19 protein-coding genes are annotated in these 24,083 nt (G+C 44.3%); 9 read left to right on the top strand and 10 right to left on the bottom strand.

Going from position 1 to position 24,083, the window contains the following annotated elements:
* Positions 1–137 precede the first annotated feature (137 nt).
* Positions 138–2,720 (top strand): family 20 glycosylhydrolase, encoded by a 2,583-nt coding sequence (locus tag Q0R52_RS25965; protein WP_295800688.1) that lies wholly within the window; start codon positions 138–140, stop codon positions 2,718–2,720.
* 49 nt (positions 2,721–2,769) lie between these two features.
* Here the strand turns inward: Q0R52_RS25965 and Q0R52_RS25960 are convergent, their stop codons facing one another.
* The 5 genes from Q0R52_RS25960 to Q0R52_RS25940 all read right to left on the bottom strand — a co-directional run bounded on the left by Q0R52_RS25960 (position 2,770) and on the right by Q0R52_RS25940 (position 10,262).
* Positions 2,770–4,836 (bottom strand): TonB-dependent receptor, encoded by a 2,067-nt coding sequence (locus Q0R52_RS25960; RefSeq protein WP_295800685.1) that lies wholly within the window; start codon positions 4,834–4,836, stop codon positions 2,770–2,772.
* Positions 4,837–5,254: 418 nt separating this feature from the next.
* Positions 5,255–6,574, bottom strand: a complete 1,320-nt coding sequence (locus Q0R52_RS25955) for a sorbosone dehydrogenase family protein (RefSeq protein ID WP_295800683.1) — start codon at positions 6,572–6,574, stop codon at positions 5,255–5,257.
* Between the two features lie 100 nt (positions 6,575–6,674).
* Positions 6,675–7,772 carry a hypothetical protein gene (locus Q0R52_RS25950; protein ID WP_295800681.1) on the bottom strand — a complete coding sequence of 366 codons (1,098 nt, stop codon included), beginning with the start codon at positions 7,770–7,772 and terminating at the stop codon, positions 6,675–6,677.
* Positions 7,769–8,620, bottom strand: a complete 852-nt coding sequence (locus Q0R52_RS25945) for a class I SAM-dependent methyltransferase (protein WP_295800676.1) — start codon at positions 8,618–8,620, stop codon at positions 7,769–7,771. The genes Q0R52_RS25950 and Q0R52_RS25945 overlap by 4 nt, the downstream gene beginning before the upstream one ends.
* Positions 8,613–10,262, bottom strand: coding sequence for an FAD-binding protein (locus tag Q0R52_RS25940; RefSeq protein ID WP_295800673.1), 1,650 nt, complete (start codon positions 10,260–10,262; stop codon positions 8,613–8,615). The genes Q0R52_RS25945 and Q0R52_RS25940 overlap by 8 nt, the downstream gene beginning before the upstream one ends.
* A 356-nt stretch (positions 10,263–10,618) precedes the next feature.
* On the opposite strand from Q0R52_RS25940, the gene Q0R52_RS25935 reads away from it, so the two are divergent.
* The 4 genes from Q0R52_RS25935 to Q0R52_RS25920 all read left to right on the top strand — a co-directional run bounded on the left by Q0R52_RS25935 (position 10,619) and on the right by Q0R52_RS25920 (position 14,279).
* Entirely contained in the window at positions 10,619–12,034 is a 1,416-nt protein-coding gene (locus Q0R52_RS25935; protein WP_295800670.1) for a nicotinate phosphoribosyltransferase, read from the top strand.
* Positions 12,035–12,042: 8 nt separating this feature from the next.
* The gene (prs, locus tag Q0R52_RS25930) at positions 12,043–12,954 is read left to right on the top strand and encodes a ribose-phosphate diphosphokinase (protein WP_295800668.1); all 912 of its coding nucleotides are present in this window, start codon (positions 12,043–12,045) and stop codon (positions 12,952–12,954) included.
* A 60-nt stretch (positions 12,955–13,014) separates the two neighbouring features.
* Complete coding sequence (locus tag Q0R52_RS25925) at positions 13,015–13,335, top strand: phosphoribosylpyrophosphate synthetase (protein WP_295800665.1); 321 nt, start codon at positions 13,015–13,017, stop codon at positions 13,333–13,335.
* A 209-nt stretch (positions 13,336–13,544) separates the two neighbouring features.
* A complete protein-coding gene (locus tag Q0R52_RS25920) occupies positions 13,545–14,279 on the top strand; it encodes an acyl-CoA desaturase (RefSeq protein WP_295800662.1) in 735 nt (244 codons plus the stop codon).
* A 94-nt stretch (positions 14,280–14,373) separates the two neighbouring features.
* On the opposite strand, the gene Q0R52_RS25915 is transcribed toward Q0R52_RS25920, so the two are convergent.
* The 5 genes from Q0R52_RS25915 to Q0R52_RS25895 form a co-directional block, all read right to left on the bottom strand.
* On the bottom strand, positions 14,374–15,015 hold the full coding sequence (locus Q0R52_RS25915; protein WP_366520949.1) for an ATP-binding cassette domain-containing protein: 642 nt from the start codon (positions 15,013–15,015) through the stop codon (positions 14,374–14,376).
* A gap of 111 nt (positions 15,016–15,126) precedes the next feature.
* The gene (lpxA, locus tag Q0R52_RS25910) at positions 15,127–15,912 is read right to left on the bottom strand and encodes an acyl-ACP--UDP-N-acetylglucosamine O-acyltransferase (protein WP_295800660.1); all 786 of its coding nucleotides are present in this window, start codon (positions 15,910–15,912) and stop codon (positions 15,127–15,129) included.
* Positions 15,909–17,321 (bottom strand): bifunctional UDP-3-O-[3-hydroxymyristoyl] N-acetylglucosamine deacetylase/3-hydroxyacyl-ACP dehydratase, encoded by a 1,413-nt coding sequence (locus Q0R52_RS25905; protein ID WP_252793360.1) that lies wholly within the window; start codon positions 17,319–17,321, stop codon positions 15,909–15,911. The genes lpxA and Q0R52_RS25905 overlap by 4 nt, the downstream gene beginning before the upstream one ends.
* An 88-nt stretch (positions 17,322–17,409) precedes the next feature.
* A complete protein-coding gene (lpxD, locus tag Q0R52_RS25900) occupies positions 17,410–18,450 on the bottom strand; it encodes a UDP-3-O-(3-hydroxymyristoyl)glucosamine N-acyltransferase (RefSeq protein WP_295800656.1) in 1,041 nt (346 codons plus the stop codon).
* Positions 18,451–18,582: 132 nt separating this feature from the next.
* Complete coding sequence (locus tag Q0R52_RS25895) at positions 18,583–19,815, bottom strand: HD domain-containing protein (RefSeq protein ID WP_295800653.1); 1,233 nt, start codon at positions 19,813–19,815, stop codon at positions 18,583–18,585.
* 244 nt (positions 19,816–20,059) lie between these two features.
* On the opposite strand from Q0R52_RS25895, the gene Q0R52_RS25890 reads away from it, so the two are divergent.
* The 4 genes from Q0R52_RS25890 (at position 20,060) to Q0R52_RS25875 (ending at position 24,077) form a co-directional block, all read left to right on the top strand.
* Entirely contained in the window at positions 20,060–21,613 is a 1,554-nt protein-coding gene (locus tag Q0R52_RS25890) for a PglZ domain-containing protein (protein ID WP_295800650.1), read from the top strand.
* An 84-nt stretch (positions 21,614–21,697) separates the two neighbouring features.
* On the top strand, positions 21,698–22,114 hold the full coding sequence (gene tsaE / locus Q0R52_RS25885; protein WP_295800646.1) for a tRNA (adenosine(37)-N6)-threonylcarbamoyltransferase complex ATPase subunit type 1 TsaE: 417 nt from the start codon (positions 21,698–21,700) through the stop codon (positions 22,112–22,114).
* A 53-nt stretch (positions 22,115–22,167) separates the two neighbouring features.
* Complete coding sequence (locus Q0R52_RS25880) at positions 22,168–23,394, top strand: alanine dehydrogenase (protein ID WP_295800644.1); 1,227 nt, start codon at positions 22,168–22,170, stop codon at positions 23,392–23,394.
* A gap of 41 nt (positions 23,395–23,435) precedes the next feature.
* The gene (locus tag Q0R52_RS25875) at positions 23,436–24,077 is read left to right on the top strand and encodes a M15 family metallopeptidase (RefSeq protein WP_295800641.1); all 642 of its coding nucleotides are present in this window, start codon (positions 23,436–23,438) and stop codon (positions 24,075–24,077) included.
* Positions 24,078–24,083 lie beyond the last annotated feature (6 nt).

Genomic DNA, 24,083 nt, shown 5'->3' with positions numbered 1-24,083 from the left:
GGCAGGTTGTCGGTTATAGCGGCTAAGTCTCAGCAATTTACCTGTTGATTTTACACTTCTTAAAATATTTTAAAAAGTATCGGATTTTTCATAAATCGCTTATATTTACTACCTCAATCCAACCTAATTTTATTTGTATGCGATATTTTCTTGTGGCTGTAATGGCAGCCTTTTGCTTAAGTGTAGCCGCCAAGCCTGTTGACGAGCCAAAGTTTAATACCCGCGACCTCAGTATTACCTGGGAGGCGCTGCAAAACGATAGCCCCAAAAAGGGGCAGGCACTAAACGCAATTACCATCACCAACAATGGTAAGGCGACATTCCCTGCTACCGGCTGGAAAATGTATTTTAATTCCGCGCGTTTAATTGCCGAACAAACCGTTACGGGCAATGCCACCATTAAATTTGTAAACGGCGACTTATTCAGTCTTACACCAACCGCAACATTTACCGACTTAAAACCTGGCAAGTCTGTACGGATAGAGTTTATCGACGAAGACCCTGTAGTTACCATAACCGATGGCCCCGAAGGTTTTTATGTGGTTTGGGATAGCCAGCCCGATAAAGGTTATAATACCGGCGCATTTACTATTAAGCCTTTTAAACCCACCTATCCTGGCTTAATTACACCGGCAATAGTTTATGATCAGAATAAAATTATCACTGATATTCCGGAGCAGCAGCTGACAAAGATTTTTCCGACACCTGTGAGCTATAAGGAGACGGGAGGTTTTTTAACACTTACAGATAATGCAAAGTGGGTTATAGGACTTGACGCTTCCTCCCGAGCAACTGGAATCAATTTTGATAATGAGGTCAATTACTGTAGCAAACAGATGGATAAACTATTGTCCATTACCAAACCCCTGTACCCCGGTCACCCCTCCATGCCCGGTGATGGAGAGATAATTTTTAAATATGACGCAAATATTGGTCCGGAAGGGTACGAACTGATTGTAAAAAATGGTGTCACTATCATTGCATCCACTCCAGCCGGCATGTTTTACGGGATTCAATCTTTTTTCTCTTTAGTGCCCCCATCCGCCTGGGTTCATATACAAAGAGCAATCCAAATTCCTTGCGTAGAAGTAAAAGACGAGCCCCGCTTTGGCTACCGCGCGTTTATGCTGGATGTCGGCCGCAACTTCCAACCCAAAAAAGAAATCTTCCGGGTGCTGGATGTGCTGGCGCTTTATAAAATAAACGTGTTCCACATGCACCTTACCGAAGATGAGGGCTGGCGGTTGGAAATACCATCATTGCCCGAATTGACCGAAGTTGGCGGCCGTCGTGGGCATTCGCTGGATAGCAAGCATTTTCTGCCTGCATCGCATGGCTCGGGCGGCGAGCTGGATAACAAAACAGGCACCGGTTTTTATACCCGCGCCGATTTTATTGAGATATTAAAATATGCCGATAAGCTGCATATTATGGTGATGCCCGAAATTGAGGCCCCAGGTCACGCCCGCGCAGCCATCAAATCGATGAATGCACGGTACGACCGACTAATGGCCGAAGGCAAAAAAGCCGAAGCCGAAAAATATTTACTGTACGACCCGGGTGACAAATCGGAATATAGCACTGCGCAATACTGGACAGATAACGTAATTGATGTATCGCTGCCATCAACCTATAATTTTGTGGAGACGGTTATCGGCGATATTGTGAGCATGTACAAAGATGCCGGCGTCCCCTTAAAAACCATTAACTGGGGTGGTGATGAAGTGCCTGCCCATGTTTGGGAAAAATCGCCGGCTTACCTGGCGCTTAAAGCTACCCACCCCGAAATAAAAAGCACCGCCGATTTATGGTATTACTTTTATGGCCGTGTTAACCAGCTGATAAAAGCAAAAGGGCTTTATCTCTCAGGATGGGAAGAAATGGCGCTGCGCAAAACCGCGCTGGACGGGCAGCCTTTTTATGTTCCTAATCCCGATTTTATGCCCGAGCACCTGCAGGCCGAAGTATGGAACAATACACTTGGTGGCGGCAACGAGGATTTGGCCTATAAGCTGGCCAATGCCGGTTACAAAACCGTATTGACGCCAGTTACCAATTTGTATTTCGACATGGCGCACTACAAATCATTCGATGAGCCGGGCTATTATTGGGGTGCGTTTTCTGATATAGACAAACCTTTCTCGTTTATTCCGTTCGATTATTTTAAAAACGCAAAGGTCGACAGGGATGGCCTGCCGCTCAACCGTAATATCTTTATTGGCAAACAACGCCTTACCGAATATGGCAAAAGTAATATCCTCGGTATCCAGAGTGCCGTTTGGGGCGAGAACATAAAAAGCACCGAACGTTTGGAATATATGCTGCTGCCCCGCCTGTTAGGCTTTGCCGAGCGGGCTTGGGCTAAAGACCCTGATTGGGCAACCGAGAAAAACACCGCAAAAAGCGATTCGCTGTACAATATTGCCTGGTCGAGCTTTTTAAATGTGCTGGGCAAACGCGAGTTGCCCAGGTTGAGCTATTTTAACGGCGGCTATAATTACCGAGTTCCCAAGCCGGGGGTTGTGTTACAGGATGGAAAGGATGCAGCGAATGTGCAATTTCCGGGCTTAATTATCAGGTATACCACCAATGGCAAAGACCCCGATGAAAAAAGCAAACCGTATAACGATGCTGTTACAAACGATGGAAATGTAATAAAGTTCCGAGCTTTTGATACTAAAGGGCGTGGTGGTAACGTTTCAGAGGCTGTTACTCCCTAACAACATATTGTAGCATGGGCATGTGAGGTTGCCTTTGTTATGAACCGTTTTAAAACCCTGCGTTAAAACCAATGTAAAAATTGCGTGGCGGCGCAGGGTTATAAAACCGGCTTCCCACCGCATTTAAATCATTCCCCAGGCTATATTTTTGGTTCAATAAATTACCCGCGCCGGCGTATATGTCCAGCTTGGTTTTGCGGTTTAGCTTAATGGCCCAGCCGGCTTTGGCTTCCAGCAAATTATATTGCGATGCAAAAACAGTGTTATCATCTTTAAGCGGGATACGGCCGGTAAAGTTATGCTCCAAAAACAAATAAGTATTTTGCGGGAACCTGAATTGCAAGCTTGAGATAACAACCTGCGGCGGCACTCCGGTAAGCTTGTTACTATCGTTATTGCCCGTAAAAGTAAATTTATCAAGTGTTACCGATTCGTTAAACTGCAGCCCTCGTAAAAAGCTGGTGCTATTGCGGCGTACCAGCCAATCAGAGAAATACAACTCGACACCCGGCTGGTGCGTACCACCGGAATTAATGTAATAGGTGGTTTCATTAGCATTGTTCCGCACCACAATTGCATTTTTCAACACATAGTAAAAAGCAGAAACATCCAGTGCTATCGTCTCGTCTGTATTGCGGATACGGAAACCTGTTTCATAGTTCCATCCATGTTCGGCCTGCAGGTTGGTGTTAATGATGTTATCCGTCGGTCGTATCTCGGCAGTGGTTGGTGTCGAATAACCCCGGCTTACAGATGCCCGCCAGATAAAATCCTTCGTCAAATTATAAGAAAGAGCTACCCTCGGCATCAGCTGAGGTGTAAAATGGCGGTTGGTAAACGCAGCTTCGTTATTGGGGTATACATTCCTGAATTTGTAATCGTAAAAGTTTAAGCTGAGTGCGGCTTCAATATGGAAACGGTTATACAAATCAAGTGCATAACGGGTGAAGAAGAAATGTTGGTTGGTGTTTATCTTATCCAGCGTTTGTGCTGTGTCTCTTACCCCTTTGCGGTTGCCGTAGTTGTTATCGTCGGAGTTGGTTTGTTGCCATTCAAGTCCCAAATCCAGGTTCCACGAGTAGTTTGACAAAGGTTCGCTGCTCAATTCAAAATAGGTACGCATGCCGTAAGTTCGTTCGTAACGCTGCTCATAATTGGTAATAAATGGGTTCGAAAAATCAACATAAGTGCCGTAAACCGACAACACATTGCGCAACTGGTGGCTAATGTGCAATTCGTTAACCACGCCGCCCAGCAGTACTTTTGTAGTGATGCCGATATTTTGGTCGATTGCACTGGGCGTAAACTTTGTAGCCAGCCTGGCCGATTGTGGGTTGGCCTGGTATTGTGCCAGCGTTAAGCCGCCGGGCGTTTGATAATTTAAATCGGAATAAAAGCCAAGCACACGCAACTGGTCGTTATCATTATATTTCCAACGGTTTCCCATTTGTATAAAATGCCGCTGCATGTCACTATGCTGCCTGTAACCGTGGTATGTTTCGTAGCCCTGGTTTAAATTAAGCTGGTAATTGCCGCTTACATTTTGGATGGCAGCATTTTCATGTAGCAAACCATACGAACCGCCGTTTAGCCCAACAGAAACATGATTGTTGTGATCGTACAAATTAACCGGGTTCAGCAAAACCACCCCGCCCGAGTTTGCGCCAAATAAACTGCCGTCCGGACCTTTTAATATCTCGATGTGATTGATGCTGTTAAAGTCGAGCGCATTCAGGTAGGTATTGCCGCCTGCATCGGTAAGTGGTATCTCATCGTAATAGATCTTTACGTCGCGTATACCAAACGGCGACCGGAGCAGGCTACCCCTGATAGACAAACGGTAGCTGCCCGGCGAGCGTTCTTCGGCACGGACACCCGGCACTGTATTTAATACCGAAACAAATGAATTATCAGGCTGCAGGCCTAATTGTGCTTTGCCGATATAGCTTACCGATGCAGGTACATTTGGCAGGAATATCGGCGACAGATAGCCATGAATTGTTACCGGCCCGGTAATTATTAATGTATCCACTTTGCCCGAATCAGCTAAATGCTGGGCACTTGCAGTATGTACCAAAATAGAAGCAAAAAAAAGGCAAAACAGGAGTCGAGTCATTGGGGGTAATCAGGAAAACAAAAATAGAGTATTTATTATAAAACAGGGTGAGTGTATGCTGCGAGATTTTGATAAGCTGCTGAGATGAGGTGATTTGTAGGGACGAATAGCATTCCATGCCGTGGCAACCCGAGGAAAAAATCAAATAATGAATATTGAAACTTCGAACGCCGATGTTTTTCATTTTATTATTTGACGTTAAAATTCTTAAAGTAGCGAGCGTTCGAAATAAGGCTAATGTCTTAGTAATTTACCAGCGCCACTTAAACCTTTTGGCCACTCGCAAAATAGAAACACTGATAATCAGCGTGTTTCACAGCGTTCCGGGTGTTCCGCGTGTAAAAATGGAACGCTTTACAGGCTTGCTTGTGTCAAACTCATCCGTTGTCGGATGGCAAGGCCGGAATGCAATTCGCCCTTACTTCATCGCTACCCGCCAAATTTTATTACTGGTATCATCAGCAACTAATACAGAGCCATCCGGCAACACGGCTATCCCTACCGGACGACCGTATACTTTTCCTTTGGCCTGGTCCGCAATAAAGCCTGTTAAAAAGTCTTCGATGGCGCCGGTCGGCTTACCATTGCTAAACGGCGCAAAAACCACCTTATAGCCCACTATTTTCGAGCTGTTCCACGAGCCATGCTGGCCAATAAACGCACAGCCCCGGTATTTTGCCGGGAATTTGTTACCGGTGTAAAAGGCCAAACCCAACGATGCTGTGTGGGAGCCCAGCGCCAAATCAGGTACAATAGATTTTTTTACCATCTCCGGATTTTCGCCTGCATGATCGGGGTCCTCATGCTGACCGAAGTAAGCGTAAGGCCAGCCATAAAAGCCGCCTTGTTTCACGCTGGTCAGATAATCGGGTACCAGGTTATCGCCTAAATCATCCCGCTCGTTTACAGTTGTAAACAAAACTTGGGTTTGAGGTACAAAATCTATTCCGGCTGGATTGCGCAGGCCGCTGGCATAAATACGTTCGTGTTTGCCTTCCGGGTCAACTTCTAAAATGTCTGCACGGCGGGCCTCTATCTCCATGCCATGTTCAGCATCGTTGGTGCCCGAGCCTACCGAAATGTATACTTTGCTGCCATCTTTACTTGCCCTTAAATTACGTGTCCAGTGATTATTATACCCTCCCGCAGGTAAATCCAGTAGCTTTTGGCCGGAACCGGTTATTCGGGTTTCACCTGCTTTGTAAGGATATCGCCACAGCGCATCGGTATTGGCTACGTAAAACCAATTGTTTAAAATCAGCATGCCGTATGGTTGGTTTAGTCCGCCCAAAAAGGTGCTTTTAACGTCTGCGGTTCCATCGCCATTGGTATCGCGCAGCAAAGTAATTCGATTAGCGCTTTTGTTAAAGTTTTGCGCTGCGCTTGCACCGATAATGTTAGCACCGACGCGTTTAATCCCTGATATTTCGGTATTGGCTTCAGACACAAAAATGTCGCCATTGGCTCCAACCAAAATATTACGCGGGTTATTCAGCCCATCTGCAAATAAATTCACCTTAAATCCCGCCGGCGCAACGGGCGTTTTACCTTTTGGCCAGCCAATAACCTCGCAAAATTTCCGGGTTGATTTTGTTTGGTACGGCGGCGGCAGCTTAACCTGCTGTTTGGCATCGGTAACTATGTTATCTGCTTTTGAGGGATCGGGCTTATTGAAGGTGCAGCCGGCCGTTACCATAACTGCTATGGCCGCTATCACTGCGCCGCGGTTAATGCTCATAATAAATTGGTTGTGCTTAATTTTAAACCCGTTATATTTTCATTTGTTTTTGGCAATGAAAATACAACGTATAAGAATATCTTGCTGATCCTTCAATAATTCAATAATCATAAATGTGTTCAATTTTTACCTTGCTTTTATAGAGCGAAAGCACCGTGCCGCTTAGCCCTCCCACGGTTGTAACCAGGGCAATGCGGCTTAGGCCCTTTTTGGTTTGTATCGGCTGCGTAAACAATATCTTAAAATCGGCTGTGTTTGCCAATTGTGCAGTTGTTAGCACAGTAAGCATTATGGCATTATTATTACCCGCAATTTCTTTGAAGCTGATGCCGCTTTGGGCCAGTTTATTTACTGCAGGGCTAAATCGGGCATACCGGGGCAAGTCCATCAAAATAGTTCCATCCGGCAGTTTCTTAATGTTTTTAATTTCCGGAAAGTTCGCGAGATCAGCAGGCAGTTTATCGGTTATTACGGATGTGTTGAGCAAAGCTGTTTCATACGCCGATTTTGTTCCTAAACCTATCAACCAACCATAGCCGCTTTTAACCATCAACTCGGTAGTGAGATAATATTTGCGTTCCATCTTCCGAAAAAAATGCGGACCAAAAAACGATGTGTTCGTCCATAACGATTTTAGCTGGCTGTTAAAATCATATTCGTACCATGGTGTATCTTCAATAAACTTAACATAGCTGCTCATATAACCGGCATTAAACCGGTCCTCATCGGTCACTGACTGGCCGCCCGGCGGGTCAGTAACGCGCCCAACCACCGTTTCATATAACGATTTTATGCTGTATTCAACCGTGGTGCTGCCGGCAATAATCAATATCATTACATGGTATCCGGTGTTAAATTTATAGTTGCCCTTTAGCTGGTCGTAAACCACGTCATAGCCCTTCCACATCTGGTCTATATGTTTCATATAAGGGAACGTGGTGGTGGTATGCGTTTTAAAATAATCGGCCTGCTCGGCCGGGCTAAATACCAGGAACCATTCAGGGTAGGTTAAAAACGTTTGGTCGGGCGGGCGTACATTCTTTTGTGGGGTTAAAGGGTGCAGGTTGGTTTTAAGCCAGGCTTTATCAACCAGCAGGCTCCTACCGGGCACAATAGTTGCCGGCTGCCGGTTTTTTATAACAAAAGTTATAAAAGCCAGTGCCAGTGCAACACAGGTTAAAATTCGCAACCGCCTCATATTTTGATAAAAAGCATTAATGTATTGTCTGAGGGATCGTTATCCTGCAATATCCGCGCACCAGTATCTTTAAACCCTGCTTTGGTTATAATTGCCGCCCACTCGTCGGCAGGTTTAAAGTTTTTAAAATCCTTTTTCTCGAACTCAAGCGTTTCGTTTAAGCCGGCATTAAATACAGTATGTACCAACGATACAAATGTGGCCATCTCCGGCGTTTTTACATCGTGGTCGCGGATGATAAATGAGCCACCAGGCCGCAGTATGCGGTGAATTGATTTTACAAAGCCGTCAAGCTTAGCAACGGGGCAATGGTGCAGTCCAATATTGCAGGTAACCACATCAATGCTGCTGTTCGCAATTTGTTCGTTAATGGGACTGTAATCCAAATGGATAAATGTACCTAGTTTTGCCAACTGCCCGCGTTCCATAATATCGGCCGGTGAATTAGTCGGCGCGATATCATTCAATAAATAAACAGGCTCAGTTACCTTTATCAATTTGCGCAGTTTGCTAATATACCGCCCGGTAGAACCGATCTCTACATACCCGTTTATTTCTTTTTTATCGCCCAAAAGCAAAAGCGTCTGCCCCGCGATTTCCTTTTTTTGCTTTTTTAGCGCCGGCAAAGCATAAGTAAGTTCCGAAAAAAACGGTTTTATACCCGGTAGTTTTTTTTGCACCGATGTGTAAATTTCTTCATCTGTTGCATGAGCCGCTGTTTCCTCTTTTATTAGCTGGTGAAATTTATCTTCAGGGTATAAGTGAAAAACCACCTGCAAAAAGCGGTAAAAATCGTCGCTCCACCTGGTGTTGTTAAAAACCGCTTTAAATGCTGATGCATTACTCATTGTTGGTTGGTTTTAATGGTTTGTAATAGGTATCCCAAAGTATATTCCGGAATTTATAATCCGGGTCCAGCTTTGCTTTTAATTCAAAGAGTTTATGCGCGTTGGGGTACGCTTTATGAAACTGTTCGGTAGTTGGATGTACCTGGTAAGGCAAATAGTACGCACCATTTACAGCAGTTACCGCATCGGCCAACTCGCGCGTCCAAACGGCAACCGCTCCTTTCGAGGCCGCGTCTGTTCTTTGTTTATAATAAACTACGAAAGCAAAGACCTCTTCCCGCGCCCAGGCTAAGTACGATCCCGGGTCGGCTTTGGCATGCCTGATAGAAACATTGAGCACGTTTACATTATGCCGGATAAATATTTCGGCCATTGCTTTTTCAAATTCCTCAAAATTATTAACCGGCACAAAGTATTCCAATAGCACATACGTACTGTCGGTACGCGAGCGCGGCTCCAGTTCTGCAACATCATAACCGGCCTCATAATTTCGCCAGTGTATCCTTTTGCTTCGAAACAATAACGGGTCAATCAAAAACTCACGCCGCCATTTACCAAGCGGTGTTTCGGTAAACGACCATAGAAAATAACGCTCCAGCGGGTACGACTCCTTTAACGGCATTAACCGGGTTTTAACCGTAGGCTTTTCATTTGTCTCGACCCACGTTACCGAGCGCAGCCGTTTATATTTGGGCGGATAAATATCTCCATTGTGAAAAACCGCTTTGGGGTTTTGGCGGATGTTGATAAAGAAGTAATCCTTGTAGTCGCTTACGGTCATTTTTTCGTGCTCGCGTTTAACGGCCAAATTGTCTGCCAATTGCAGCCCGGCCTGCACAATAATGCCGATGCCGTTGTAGCCGCCAATGGCACCATAAAATATTTCTTTATTTTCAGTAGGGCTTGCATGTACTAAAGTGCCATCCGCTAAAACCACATCAATCCATAACACAGATAAAATAACCGGGCCTAAACCCATATAACGCCCGTGCGCATTTACACTTAACGCACCGCCAACGGTAAAGTTGGCGTAGGTTTGCATGGTTTTAACGCTCAGGTTTTGTTCGTCAACATATTGTTGAATATCACACCAGCGGATACCGGTTTGTACAGTTATGGTTTTCGCGGTTTTGTCAAACTCAAGCACCCGGTTCATTTTCCGCATATCGATGTGCGTGCTTTGAGGACTTGCAGTTTGCCCGCCCATGCTGAAACGCCCGCCGCCCACAGATATAGGGCCAGGGGTGGTTTTAACTATTTCGCAAACCTCCTCAACGCTTTGCGGCCTGTGTACTTTTGAAACTAAAACCGGGTTAAGCTTGGTTACATCGTCAATAATCCGCTCATCTGTTTTTAAATGCGGGATTTCCTTGCCATCGTCGTTTTTCAGGTAATCCGCCGCCGTTCCAGGCACAGTGCCATAAAAGTTATTGGTATAACTACCTTTTTTAAAACCGAGCAGGCAAATGAGCAGCAAAGGCCCGAATACCGGCACCAGCACAGCCAACAGCCAATACCCGGAGCGCCCCGAATCGTGCAGGCGTTTAATTGAAGTGGCGATGACTATCCAGAATAGCAGTGGATATAAAACAAATGTTGCCCCCGGCCCGATAGTAAACTGCAGCAGGTTGTACAAATACATAAAATGTGCACCAGTAAAATATCGATGCCAGCCAGTAGGCGCTCCTAGAAAGCCTGCCGTTAATGGTGAATAGCAGGTAGCTTACAGGCAGTTTTTGTTTTAAAGGCATTAAGGGTGTTTTGATTCGGAGATGCTAATATAGTATCTTATTGGATATGATGGCGCTTATTGTGCATTTCCAATAAGTGTGAAATCACTGCCATTTAATACCTTTGTGCATATGCCTGTTTCTCAAAATATCAAAGTAGCCGTCGATGCTGTTGTATTTGGATACACTTCGAAGGAAGGACTGTCGGTGTTACTTTTTAAACGAAATATCGATCCCTTTAAAAATAGTTGGGCACTTGAATAAAATTATGAAACGCGAAAATTTGGTCCTGCTGGCCGATGCTTATAAATATGCACATCATAAACTATACTACCCCGGCACCACGGGAATATACAGCTACCTTGAAAGCCGGGGCGGTATGTTTGACGAAACCGTATTTTTTGGCCTGCAATATTTTTTGAAAGAATACCTGGCCGGTGAAGCTTTTACCCAAGCCGACCTCGATGAGGCTGAAGGTTTCTTATTACAGGTTTTTGGTCGCAGCGATGTTTTTGATAAAAGTAAATTCCAATACATTTTGGATAAGTACAAGGGCAGGCTGCCGGTTAAAATTAAGGCAGTAGCTGAAGGCACCCGGGTGCCCGTTGGCAACGTGTTAATGACCATAGAAAACACCGATCCGGAATGCTATTGGCTTACTAATTTCTTAGAAACCCTGCTGATGCAGGTTTGGTACCCGTGCACCGTATCAACATTAAGCAACCAGGTAAAAAAAATAGTTACCGGCTATTATACAGAAACCGCCACCGATGGCGCCGAAGCCGGGATCGATTTTGTGCTTAACGATTTCGGTTTTCGAGGGGTTAGCAGTGTTGAAAGCGCCAAGCTTGGCGGTGCAGCACACTTGTTAAATTTTAACGGCAGCGATAATTTGGCAGGATCGACAATGGCAATCAATTATTATGATGCGCAAAAAGTATACGGCCTGAGTATACCCGCCACTGAACATAGCATTTGCACCCTATTGGGTAAGGAGGGTGAGTTGGAAGTATTTAAACATGTATTAAAGACTTTCCCAACCGGCATTATAGCCTGCGTGAGCGACAGTTACAATATCTTCAGGGCGTGTGAAGAGTATTGGGGTGAAGACCTTAAAGAAGAGATACTAAAAAGGGACGGCACACTTGTTATCCGCCCGGATAGCGGCGACCCGGTGATGACGCTCCTGGAAATATTCGAAATACTTTTTAATAAATTCGGTTATACAGTAAACTCAAAAGGTTATAAAGTCTTGCCGCCCCAATTAAGGGTAATACAAGGCGATGGTGTAAATTATGAATCCATAAAAATAATTTACGCCGCACTTAAACAAGCCAGCATCAGCGCCGAAAACCTGGTACTGGGGATGGGCGGGGCGCTATTACAAAAAGTCGACAGGGATACGCAGCGTTTCGCGTTAAAATGCAGCAGCGCCGTAATAAACGGCATAGAGGTAAATGTATCAAAAATCCCAACCGAAATGAACGCAAATGGCGATATTACCGCCAGTTTTAAAAAGAGCAAAAGCGGCCGGTTAAAGCTGGTTAAAATTAACGGTGATTTTAGGACAGTTACAGAAGCCGGCAATGAAAGCTTTGCGGATGAACTGCATACAGTTTTTGAAAATGGCGAAATAGTAAAACAATTAACGTTTGAAGAGGTGAAGGCCAATTTAAACAGGTAACATTCTGTATGAAAAAGATACTCTTCAACATAAAGCAATATAAATACCTTGCGGAAAAAGTTATGGCCTGCGGGCAGTTTGAGCAAGGCCTACTCGAGACGGATAATTTTACTGATGGCGAACGCTACCAGCGTATCCTTACCAATGTTGACAACCGGGATGTGGTGATTATCGGAGGAACTGTGAACGATGAGTCGACGCTTGAGCTGTTCGACCTGGCATCATCATTGGTTAGCTACGGCGCGGGTTCATTGTCACTCGTTATTCCATATTTCGGCTACTCCACAATGGAAAGGGCCGTTTTACCGGGCGAAATTGTTACAGCGAAGGCCCGGGCTATGCTGTTGTCGGCCATACCGCGCAGCAACAGGGGCAACCGCGTTTACCTTTTCGATATTCATTCAGAAGGTATTCCTTACTACTTTGAAAACGGACTTTATCCCGTTCATATTTATTGCAAAAGCATTGTTATACAAGCCGCTATTGAATATGGTGGCGATAATTTTGTGATGGCCAGTACCGATGCCGGCAGGGCCAAATGGGTTGAATCATTAGCCAATGAACTGGGTGTAAATGCGGCGTTTATCTTAAAACGCCGCTTAAAAGGCGACCAGACTGAAGTAAGCGCGATAAATGCAGATGTAGCCGGTAAAACAGTAATAATTTATGATGACATGATACGCTCGGGCGGCAGCATAATCAATGCGGCTAAAACTTACAAAGACGCCGGAGCATCCGATATTTTTGTAATAACAACCCACGGCTTATTTGTAAACGATGGGTTGCAAAAATTAAAAAACTGCGGTGTCATTAAAAAACTTATTTGTACGGATTCACATGTAAATGCCGGAGCCCTGAACGGGGATGATTTTGTTGACGTGAGAAGTTTAGATACGCTGATATGCGAAACACTTGGTTGACAATAATAAGCAGCGGTAAAAATTTATGCTTAATTTTACATCGCATCAAAACTTACCGCTATGAAACAAAAATTCCATTACGCCACCGTTACCGAAGCTATCGACGAGCTTAAAAAACAAGGCTTCTCACTCGATTTAAATTTAAAGGAAACCCATTTTGTAGCAGGCGAACAGCAATACCCTGCCGATGAATTTGAAATAGTTGATTTATACCGCTACGAAGGCGCGTCGGATCCTGGCGACGAAGCAACGGTTTATGCGCTGGCATCTCCCGCAGGTGTAAAGGGAATATTTGTATCAGGCTATGGCATTTCAACCGATGAGGCATCTGAGGAGACCCTGAAACAATTGCATTATAAATACCACCAGGGGCAGGCATAAGACCTGTAGAAAAACGATTCTGTTTACTCAACTTTACGCTTTCAAAAAACTGCAGATCAGCGACCTCCGCGCCTGGCCGAAATCCATCCGGGCAATTTCTACGTAATTAATGACGAAGGTCACGCTAATATAATGTATGTCAAATTATATTAATCGTATCTTTGCAGCTGGTTACAAAAACAATTTATTACCAATTATATTATATACTTGTGGTTATTCTAATATTTTTCCTGGCCCATTGGTTCCTCTCATTATTTTTTCAAACATTTTTCCTGCACCGTTATGCATCTCATAAAATGTTTAGCACTCATAAAATTAACGAACGGATTTTTCACCTGTTAACCTTCATTTGCCAGGGATCGTCGTTTTTAAACCCGCGTGCCTATGCTATTATGCACCGCGAACATCATGCATTCAGCGACACTGAAAAAGATCCGCATTCGCCATATTTTTTCCGCGACGTTTTCCAGATGATGTGGCGCACCGCACAGAGTTATAAGCTTTACGAAAAACGGTTAAAAGAACCGGAAGCACAATTTAAAGGTAACTATCCTGAGTGGAGATTGCTGGATTACTGGGGTTCAACTATTTTATCCCGCATTGTATTCGGCTTGTTATATGTGACATTTTATGTTTTTTTCGCTACTCATTGGTGGATGTTTTTACTATTGCCAATCCATTTTATGATGGGGCCTATTCATGGCGCTATTGTTAACTGGTGTGGCCACAAATATGGTTACGCTAACTTTGACAATGGCGACAAATCAAAAAATTCAACCCCGTTTGATTTCTTTATGCTTGGCGAATTGTTCCAGAACAACCACCACAAGCGCCCCAACAACGCCAACTTTGCCGCCAGGTGGTTTGAGTTCGACCCGGTTTACCCGGTAATGAAATTTATGCACTGGATACGGCTGATAAGATTGAGAGAAGCATATCTATAGCTTTTTGAGGTAATAGGTTTACCGGATATAAAAAAGACTTGCAAAATTTAAAAGTTTTGCAAGTCTTTTTTGTTTGGTTTGACGTCTTGAACCTTTAGCCTTTAGCCTCTTTCTTGTAATCCGATATGTTCAACTGTTCTTTACAAAATCCATACTCATGCTGCTGGTTTGAGCAGACGATGGTTAACCTATCAGCTGCAAATTTTTGAACAAGACTTAAATACCAATCGACCCCTTGGCTATCCAGGTTAGAAGTTGGCTCATCAAGCATCAGCATGGGGGTATTCGAACAAAATGCGAGCGCCAGTTTAAGCCGCTGCTTCATGCCTGAAGAAAAATAGCGTATCATTTTGTTTCTGCTGCTTTGCATACCCAGCAACTCAATCACCCCATTTTTGTCAATCCCTGCTTTATAGCCTTTAAATTTAAAGTGGAAATCGATTACCTCGTTAAGGGTAAATTCCTCGATCAGTTCAAGATATGGCGCAGCGAGGCTTAGGTGTTGGTAAACCTCACCTGCCTCAACTTCAGCATCGTTATAAGTGTATTTAAGCTTCCCAACAGACGGCGCCAAACTGCCATTTAAAACCTGCAGCAAAGTCGACTTACCCGAGCCGTTGGGCCCCAGAATAGCATACGAATTAGTGCCGGTAAACGTATAGTCAACCCCCCGGAAAATCCAGTCGCGGTTAAAGCGGCGGCCAATGTTTTGGAGGGAGATGGAGATTGAGTTCATAGTTCATATTTCATGGTTCATAGCCGGAAGCGATTTGGCTGATAGCTTATTGGCGGTAAGTTAAAGATGAGCGAAGCCACCATGAACTATGAACCGTCAACTATGAACTTCTTAAGAATTCCCAAACCCCTTCATTATGCCCCGTTGTGAGTTTTGCACAAAGTTAATGATCTCGTCGCGCTCAATAGTTGGGTTAAATTCGGCCTCGATGATATCAAGGGCTTTGGTCATGTTATACTTTTTAAGGAAAATGATACGATAAATTTCCTGTATCTCGTTGATGGTTGCCGCCGAAAAACCGCGGCGGCGCAGGCCTACTGAATTTATACCGATATAAGATAATGGTTCGCGACCAGCCTTGGTGTAGGGCGGGACGTCTTTACGTACCAGCGAACCGCCGGATATCATGCTGTGTGCACCAATCTCAACAAATTGGTGTACGGCAGATGTACCGCCTATGAATGCATAATCGTATACGTTTATATGACCAGCCAGTTGTACCGAGTTTGCAATAATAACATTATCGCCAATCACACAGTCGTGCGCTACGTGCACGTAAGCCATTAACAGGCAGTTACTGCCGATGGTAGTAGTGTTTTTATCGAGCGCTGTTCCGCGGTTAAGGGTTACGCATTCGCGGATAACCGTATTATCGCCTACCGAAACGGTACTTTGTTCACCTTTATATTTTAAATCCTGCGGCGGTGCGGAGATAACAGCACCCGGAAAAATCCGGCAGTTTTTTCCTATCCGGGCACCATCCATAATGGTACTGTTTGAACCCACCCATGTGCCTTCGCCAATTTCAACATCCTTGTGTATGGTAACAAATGGCTCAATTACCACATTATCGGCTATTTTAGCCTGTGGATGTATGTATGCTAAAGGCTGAATCATGCTTCTTCAGTTTTTGTTTTTTTAACTATTTGCGCCATTAATTCGGCCTCAACAACCACACGCTCGCCAACCATGCCTATTCCCTTCATTTGTGCAATTCCGCGCCTTATCGGTGCTATTAAATTGCAATGAAATATAATTGTATCACCGGGTACTACCGGCGATTTAAACCGTGCATTTTCTATTTTCAGGAACAAGGTAATATAATTTTCCGGGTCGGGCACAGTATTCAGCACCAATATACCACCCGTTTGTGCCATCGCCTCAATCTGTAACACCCCGGGGAACAGCGGCGTACCCGGAAAATGCCCGCGGAATATATCCTCGTTCATGGTTACATTTTTCAACCCCACCACGTGGCTCTTTGTTAAATCAAGTATCTTGTCTATCATTAACATCGGCTGCCTGTGCGGCAATATTTTCATGATATCAACGGTATCATACACCGGTTTAGCGTTCGGGTCGTAAATTTTTATATGCTTGCGGCTGCGTTCCTTTTTAATTAACGACTTTATCTTTTTAGCAAACGCCACGTTTGCGGCATGTCCCGGCCTTGCCGCCATAATATGCCCGCGCAGCGGAACCCCAACCAGCGCCAAATCGCCAATCATATCCAGCAACTTGTGCCTTGCCGGCTCGTTTTGGTGACGAAGCTCAATATTATTCAATATACCCTGCGGGGCAACCTTTATGTCTTTACGATTAAATACCCTTGCCAGGTGTGCCAATTCCTCTTCATCAACTTCCTTGTCAACCACTACAATGGCATTGTTTAGGTCACCTCCTTTTATCAGGTTGTGCTGTAACAGCATTTCCAGCTCATGTAAAAAGCAGAAAGTGCGGCATGATGCAATTTCTTTGTTAAATTCAGCAATGGTTGATATACTGGCATGCTGGCTACCCAGTACCTGCGAGTTATAGTCGACCATGCAGGTAAAGCGGTAATCATCATCCAAAGGCATGGCCACCATTTCAACCTTACGATCGGGTTCTGAGTAATGTATGTTATAGGGAATGTGGTAATATTCACGGTCGGCTTCCTGTTCAACAAGCCCCATATCTTTGATGGCATCAACAAACTGAATCGAGCTGCCATCCATTATCGGGGTTTCCTGGGCATCCATATCTATCAGCACGTTATCTACCTCAAGCCCAACCAATGCGGCAAGTACGTGCTCGATAGTGCTAACGCTGGCACCATTTTGCGTAATAGTAGTACCGCGCGAAGTATCAGTAACGTTGTCGCAATCGGCATCAATTATCGGCGACCCTTCCAAATCAACCCGCCTGAACTTATAGCCGTGATTTTCGGGGGCAGGGTTAAAAGTAAGCGTAACACTTTGCCCGGTATGTAAACCGGTACCCGAAACCGAAACCGGTGCTTTAATAGTTTTTTGTTTTACGTTCATCTTATATTTGTCATTCGGTCATTAAGTCATTCGGTCATTAGCCCTGGCATATTACTATTAAACAGCCTATGAACAATGATTCAATGACCTAGTGACTTTTCCTAAGTTCTGCTATTATTTTTTCAAGCTCGTTAACTTTCTTTTCCAACTCAGGCAGGCGATTTATTACAATTTGCGATCGCATGTGATTGGCGTATGGCTGCGCCGGTGAGCCCATCCATTTTTTATTTTCTTCGGCCAGCGTGCGGCTTATCCCCGATTGCGCCTGTACCTGCGTGCCTTTTGCAATGCTGATATGACCAACAATGCCAACCTGCCCGCCGATAATGCAATTTTCGCCAACCTTGGTACTGCCTGAAATACCGGTTTGTGCCGCCACTACCGTGTTGCTCATGATTTCCACATTGTGGGCCACCTGTATCAGGTTATCGAGCTTTACCCCTTTGCGGATAATGGTGGAGCCCATTGTTGCCCTGTCGATAGTGGTGTTTGAGCCTATTTCAACATCATCTTCGATAACTACATTCCCTATCTGCGGTATTTTGCTGTAGGTGCCGTCGCCAACCGGCGCAAAGCCAAAACCATCGGCGCCGATAATGGTACCGGAATGGATGATGACATTGTTCCCTATTTTGCAATCAAAATAAACTTTTACACCTGCAAACAAGGTAACATTATCTGCCAGTACCACATCATCTGCAATATAAGTTTGCGGGTATATTTTGCAATTGTTACCTATAGTTACGTTTGGCCCTATATAGGCAAATGCCCCTACATAAACATTCTCGCCGAGCTTTGCCGATGGGTGGATAAAGCTGGGTTGTTCAATGCCTGATTTATCGAGCTTCAGCTTGTTATATACATCAAGCAGCATGGATATAGCCATGTAAGCGTTCTCCACACGGATAAGTGTAGTATTAACCGGCTCGGCAAGCGCCTGGTCGTTATTTACAATAACAATTGAGGCTCCGGTGGTATAAAGGTATTGCTCGTATTTGGGATTAGCCAAAAATGAGAGTGAGCCTGCCTGGGCCTCTTCTATTTTCCCCAGTTGATTTACCTGCACTGAGGAATCACCTTCAACTGTTCCATTAAGCATTAAAGCTAGTTGCTGTGCGGTAAATTGCATCCGGCAAATTTATGTGTTAATATTCAAGCAAGCAAGTAGTTGATTTGGTTGATTATGCGGGTGTTCAATTTGGCTGAAAACCCTCATTGTGATGGGTTTTCAGCTACAACTAATCAACTTAGTCTAACCTAATCAACCGTTCACCAATTCTTTTTTATAGCAAACAATATACTTCTTCACCGTTTTTGCCAGCGCTTCGAGGTTGGAATTATCGCTGGCTTGGGTAATATCTTTTATCGAGCCGTCCTTCATCAGGATGCAGATATTTCCATCGTCGGAGCGGTACGCTTTATTGCGGATGGAATCCGTAAAAACGAAGTATGATGCTTCGTGCTCGCTGATATTGTATTTTTTAATAGCTTTTTGTATCAAGCTGCTTACAAATGCCGCGTGAGGCGGTTCGTTGGTGATATCAACCTTATATAAATCGCGCTGAACAAGGTCGGTACACAATTTCGACAATACAAAATCTTTGTGCGTAGCCCATATTTTTACAGCTGCCATAATATCAGTATCGTCAAGACTGGCGAAAGTTTCCAGGTAATGATCTTCGCGCATAAATGCCTCACGGCTTACCGGTTTCTTTAAAAACATGCTCAATGCCGGTGTTGTAAAAACCTCTTCCCCCTGCAGAGCCAGTTCGCGGCTGCGTTTTAATATTTTTACCAGCAACTGCTCGGCGGCAATCACTGTTTTATGCAGGTAAACCTGCCAGTACATAAGGCGACGTGCGATGAGGAACTTTTCGATTGAATAAATGCCCTTTTCTTCGACCACAATCGCATCGTCAACAACGTTGAGCATCTTAATGATACGGTCGGAACTGATAACGCCTTCGGACACGCCGGTAAAAAAACTGTCCCGGTTAAGGTAATCCATCCTGTCCATATCCAGCTGGCTCGATACCAGCTGATGCAAAAAGCGTCGCGGGTATTTATCCTCAAATATTTCGATAGCCATGCTTAGCTGACCGTTAAACTGGCGGTTAAGCCTTTGCATAATCAGAGTTGAAATATCCTCGTGCGAAATTTGTTCAACTATGCTTTCTTCCAGCGCGTGCGAAAACGGGCCGTGGCCAATATCATGCAATAATATGGCTATAGTAACCGCTTCCTCTTCTTCATCGCTGATGGCATGGCCCTTATTGCGCAATGTTTCAATGGCCATACTCATTAAATGCATTGCCCCCAAGGCATGATGAAAACGGGTATGCAGCGCGCCGGGATAAACCAAATGCGTCATCCCCACCTGCTTAATATAGCGCAGCCGCTGAAAATAGGGGTGTTCAATAAGATCGAATATCAGTTCCGTTGGAATGCTGATAAAACCGTAAACCGGGTCGTTGATTATTTTCTTTTTATTCAATTTGGATATAAGCTGTGCAAAAATGTTAAATAAAGGTAATAGCAGTGTCGTCTATTTGTTAATTTATGTTAATACCTTTAATAATTAATAACAAAACCCGTGCTTTGCGGTTATTAAAGTTCTGATTTCGCCGAATACAAGGGGATTTCACCGATTGAAATATTACACCGATTGGGCAATGATTAGCTGACTTAATCCCATTAAATCAGTAAAATCTTTTAATCCCGGTCAAAATATACATACCATGCAGGATACCACCATATTATGGGCCGATGACGAAATTGACCTTTTAAAACCCCATGTATTGTTTTTAACCGAAAAAGGCTACAAACTTACAACGGTAACCAATGGCAACGATGCTGTTGAGGCTTTCAAAAATAACCATTTCGATTTGGTTTTTTTGGATGAAAATATGCCTGGGTTAACGGGGCTGGAAACGCTGTCGCAGATAAAAAACATCAATAACGATGTACCTATTGTTTTGATTACCAAAAACGAGGAAGAGTATTTGATGGAGGATGCCATAGGCTCAAAAATAGACGATTACCTTATTAAGCCGGTAAACCCGAAACAAATACAGCTAACCATAAAAAAACTTACTGAAAACAAGCGCCTGGTTACCGAAAAAACCACCATGGCCTATCAGCAGGATTTCCGCAACCTCGGCATGACGCTCAACGAAAACCTGAGCTACCAGGAGTGGATTGATGTATACAAAAAATTAATATTCTGGGAGCTTAGCCTCGAGAAACTGGAGGACGCCGGTATGCATGAAATACTGACCCTGCAAAAAGCTGAGGCGAATGTACAGTTCTGTAAGTTTGTTGAACGTAATTATGTGCGCTGGCTTAAAGAGCCGGAAAATGCCCCAACCAATTCATCGCAATTATTTAAAAAGAAGGTTTTCCCTTTGCTGGATGGAAAAGGCCCGGTGTTTTTTATCCTGATTGATAATTTACGGTACGACCAGTTTAAAATCATCAACCCAATTTTAACCGAATACTTCAGGCTGGAAGAGGAAGATGCCTATTACAGCATTTTACCAACAGCTACCCAATACGCACGTAACTCTATATTCTCGGGTTTGATGCCTTTGGATATGGAAAAACGTTATCCGGAAATGTGGCAGAACGACGAGGATGAGGGTGGCAAAAACCTGTATGAGGGCGATTTCATTACCGACCAGATAAAACGCGTTCTGCGAAGGGACGTAAAACACTCCTATCATAAAATATTAAATATTGACGAGGGTCGTGCGCTTAACGAATCGGTAAGCAACCTGATGCAAAACGAGCTAAATGTGGTCGTTTACAACTTTGTTGATATGCTGAGCCACGCCCGTACCGATATGCAAATGATACGCGAGCTGGCCAGCGACGATGCCGCCTACCGCTCATTAACGCTGTCGTGGTTTGAGCATTCACCGTTATTTGATTTACTGAAGTTTTTGGCGTCGAAACAAGTACGGGTAGTTATCACAACCGACCATGGCACCATAAGGGTACGTAACCCCAGTAAAATTGTCGGCGACAGGAATACCAATACTAACCTGCGTTACAAACAGGGTAAAAATTTAAATTTTAACCCAAAAGAAGTATTCCATGTGCGTAATCCGCACGATGCCATGCTACCCAAACTACATGTAAGCAGCAGCTTTGTATTTGCCAAGGAAGACAGCTACTTCGTTTACCCAAACAATTACAATCACTTTGTTAACTTTTATAACGAGACATTCCAGCATGGGGGTATTTCGTTAGAGGAGATGCTGATACCGATTGCCGTGTACGGGCCTAAGTAAAATTTATTAAATTTGGCATCTATTTGCCATTGCTTTTTATCTGGATCACATGTCGTGGTTCAGATGAAAAGTTAGTAATATTTTATGCATCTAACCGCCACTTCCCCTGCTCAACTCCCCGCCATTGCATCCGAAATAATTTCATTTGCAACCAACTCCCGTATTTTTCTTTTTTATGGCGATATGGGTGCTGGCAAAACCACGCTGATTAAATCGCTATGTGAATGTTTAGGAACTACCGAAGCGGTTACCAGTCCCACATTCTCAATTGTGAACGAATACATCGGCACGAAAAATAAAATTTACCATTTTGATTTCTATCGCCTTAAAAATCAAACTGAGGCGCTGGATATGGGCTATGAGGAGTATTTTTACTCGGATGCGTACTGTTTTATTGAGTGGCCCGAAAAAATACCCGATCTATTGCCGGTGCATTATAACCGGGTTACCATAAATGTACAGGCCGACAATTCGCGGCAGGTAACTATTGAGCAAATTTAATTTACACTTAAAGCGATTTTTGCTTAACTTCATCAGCCAGAAAATAATACACAATGAGCTTAGGGAAATATAGTGGATTTTCGGACCTTGCCAAACAAGCGTTGATGCAACCCCAGGAATCGATGCTGGAGGTTAAAAACAAAAAAAACAAACTTTATATAGGTATACCAAAAGAGGTTTCTTTCCAGGAAAACAGGATCCCGCTTACTCCATTATCTGTGGCTTTGCTGATAAATAATGGTCACGAGGTAATGCTGGAAAGCAATGCCGGACAGGCCGCCAATTTTTCGGATAAGGACTACAGTGAGCAAGGCACCCATATTGTTTACGATACTAAAAAAGTATACGAAGCCGACCTCATTATAAAAATTGCCCCGCCAACACTGGCCGAAATCGAATTGATGAAGCCCGGCCAAACGCTTATATCAGCCTTGCAAATGTCAACCCTTAAAGCTGAAACTGTAAATGCGTTAATCAACAAAAAAATAACGGCGCTTTGTTTTGAGCACCTGCGCGACGAGGGCGGCTCGTTAAGCGTGGTGCGGGCAATGAGCGAAATTGTTGGTGCCACATCTATACTAATTGCCGGCGAATACCTGAGCAATGTTTTTGATGGCAAGGGATTAATGCTCGGCGGCATCACCGGTGTTCCACCAACAGAGATTGTGATATTAGGTGCCGGAACGGTTGGCGAATATGCTGCGCGAACGGCTATTGCGCTCGGTGCTGAGGTGAAAGTTTTCGACCCGTCCATTTACAAATTGCGCCGCTTGCAAAACAATATTGGTACGCGAGTATTCACATCAGTTGTACAACCAATTGTTTTACAAAAAGCTGTTACCACTTGCGATGTTGCCATAGGCGCCATGCGCGCCGAAGACGGCCGCAGCCCATGCATTGTATCGGAAGCTACAGTTAGCCGCATGAAACCAAACTCGGTGATTATTGATGTAAGTATTGACCAGGGCGGTTGTTTTGAAACATCAGAGGTAACCAACCACACCCACCCGGTTTTTCGCAAGCATGATGTTATACATTATTGCGTGCCAAACATCGCGTCGCGGGTTGCACGCACTGCTACTTATGCCCTTACCAATATTTTCGCACCCATACTGCTTGATATAGGTGAGCATGGCAGTTTAAAAGATTTAATATGGGCAAAATCGGGTATGCGCGATGCGGTTTATATATACAAAGGCCAGCTTACCAACAAACATATCGGCGAGCGTTTTTCAATTCCCTGCAAAGACCTCGACTTGCTGATTGTTTCACACCGCTAGATATGAAAAATATTATTTTGTCCGCAATTTTCACATTAATCATGAGCAGCGCATTCGGTCAGCATTATAAATATATCGACAGCTCGAAAGTAATGGGCCCAACCAAATACGCGGCCGATATTAAACGGAATCCGGAAACCCGGCTGGTTGAAATAAAAAAATATATCCCGGGCATTGCGCTTGATATACGGTACGCAACCACCAATAACTTTACCCACCATCGCATGTACCCGCAGGCACGGGCTTTTGCCAGGCTGCCGGTAGTATTGGCGTTAAAGGATGTGCAGGACGAATTGAAAGCAAAAGGCCTCGGTCTTAAAATATACGATGGTTACCGCCCCTACTCAATAACCGAAAAATTTTATGAGATAGCCGCGGATACCAATTTTGTCGCCGACCCGCGTAAAGGTTCAAAACACAACCGGGGCTGCGCTATCGACCTTAGCGTGATCGACTTAAAAACGGGAAAAGAGTTAGATATGCCAACTGGTTTTGATAGCTTTAGCCGCAAAGCTGCAGCTAATTACACCGATTTAACCCCGCTGCAAATAGCCAACCGCGAGTTGCTAAAGGGCGTTATGCAGGCCCACGGGTTTAAGGTGATTGCCACGGAATGGTGGCACTATGATTTTATCGGATGGGCAAAATATCCGCTGCTTGATATCCCCTTCGCAACAATTTAATAATGA

This window comes from Mucilaginibacter sp. (assembly GCF_025359345.1).
In the GTDB taxonomy this organism is placed as follows: Bacteria; Bacteroidota; Bacteroidia; order Sphingobacteriales; family Sphingobacteriaceae; genus Mucilaginibacter.
The sequence above is the reverse complement of the archived record's forward strand: the minus strand, read 5'-3'. Positions and strand labels throughout refer to the sequence as shown.

Bases quoted from the DNA above. Each gene is read 5' to 3' on its own strand.
- lpxA (WP_295800660.1), bottom strand. From the start codon at position 15,912: ATGATTCAGCCTTTAGCATACATACATCCACAGGCTAAAATAGCCGAT.
- Q0R52_RS25965 (WP_295800688.1), top strand. From the start codon at position 138: ATGCGATATTTTCTTGTGGCTGTAATGGCAGCCTTTTGCTTAAGTGTA.
- prs (WP_295800668.1), top strand. From the start codon at position 12,043: ATGAAAAAGATACTCTTCAACATAAAGCAATATAAATACCTTGCGGAA.
- Q0R52_RS25915 (WP_366520949.1), bottom strand. From the start codon at position 15,015: ATGAACTCAATCTCCATCTCCCTCCAAAACATTGGCCGCCGCTTTAAC.
- Q0R52_RS25945 (WP_295800676.1), bottom strand. From the start codon at position 8,620: ATGAGTAATGCATCAGCATTTAAAGCGGTTTTTAACAACACCAGGTGG.
- Q0R52_RS25905 (WP_252793360.1), bottom strand. From the start codon at position 17,321: ATGAACGTAAAACAAAAAACTATTAAAGCACCGGTTTCGGTTTCGGGT.
- Q0R52_RS25960 (WP_295800685.1), bottom strand. From the start codon at position 4,836: ATGACTCGACTCCTGTTTTGCCTTTTTTTTGCTTCTATTTTGGTACAT.
- lpxD (WP_295800656.1), bottom strand. From the start codon at position 18,450: ATGCAATTTACCGCACAGCAACTAGCTTTAATGCTTAATGGAACAGTT.
- Q0R52_RS25880 (WP_295800644.1), top strand. From the start codon at position 22,168: ATGAGCTTAGGGAAATATAGTGGATTTTCGGACCTTGCCAAACAAGCG.
- Q0R52_RS25890 (WP_295800650.1), top strand. From the start codon at position 20,060: ATGCAGGATACCACCATATTATGGGCCGATGACGAAATTGACCTTTTA.
- Q0R52_RS25925 (WP_295800665.1), top strand. From the start codon at position 13,015: ATGAAACAAAAATTCCATTACGCCACCGTTACCGAAGCTATCGACGAG.
- Q0R52_RS25950 (WP_295800681.1), bottom strand. From the start codon at position 7,772: ATGAGGCGGTTGCGAATTTTAACCTGTGTTGCACTGGCACTGGCTTTT.
- Q0R52_RS25935 (WP_295800670.1), top strand. From the start codon at position 10,619: ATGAAACGCGAAAATTTGGTCCTGCTGGCCGATGCTTATAAATATGCA.
- tsaE (WP_295800646.1), top strand. From the start codon at position 21,698: ATGCATCTAACCGCCACTTCCCCTGCTCAACTCCCCGCCATTGCATCC.
- Q0R52_RS25940 (WP_295800673.1), bottom strand. From the start codon at position 10,262: ATGTATTTGTACAACCTGCTGCAGTTTACTATCGGGCCGGGGGCAACA.
- Q0R52_RS25955 (WP_295800683.1), bottom strand. From the start codon at position 6,574: ATGAGCATTAACCGCGGCGCAGTGATAGCGGCCATAGCAGTTATGGTA.
- Q0R52_RS25875 (WP_295800641.1), top strand. From the start codon at position 23,436: ATGAGCAGCGCATTCGGTCAGCATTATAAATATATCGACAGCTCGAAA.